Source organism: Psychrobacter sp. C 20.9 (genome assembly GCF_001921765.1).
In the GTDB taxonomy this organism is placed as follows: Bacteria; Pseudomonadota; Gammaproteobacteria; order Pseudomonadales; family Moraxellaceae; genus Psychrobacter; species Psychrobacter piscatorii_B.
This window is the reverse complement of record NZ_MRYC01000055.1, coordinates 1-248: the sequence shown is the minus strand read 5'-3', so window position 1 is coordinate 248 and position 248 is coordinate 1. Positions and strand designations below refer to the sequence as shown.

The window sequence follows — 248 nt, the reverse complement described above, 5'->3', positions numbered from 1 at the left end:
GTCTGTAGCTCAGCTGGTTAGAGCACCGTGTTGATAACGCGGGGGTCAGTGGTTCGAGTCCACTTAGACCCACCATTATTAATGTAGGTGAAAGAGCCCTAAGTAAATCCCCTTTAAGGGATTTCCTCTTGCGCTCGGATCGAAGCAGTGCTTCGATTGTATCCTCGCTCAGGGGCCATAGCTCAGTTGGTAGAGCGCCTGCCTTGCACGCAGGAGGTCAACGGTTCGACTCCGTTTGGCTCCACCAC

The 248-nt window shown here is 53.6% G+C and carries 1 tRNA gene; it reads left to right on the top strand.

From position 1 onward, the window contains the following. The first annotated feature begins 171 nt into the window (after positions 1 to 171). Positions 172 to 247: transfer RNA gene (locus tag BTW00_RS13780), tRNA-Ala, on the top strand. Position 248 lies beyond the last annotated feature (1 nt).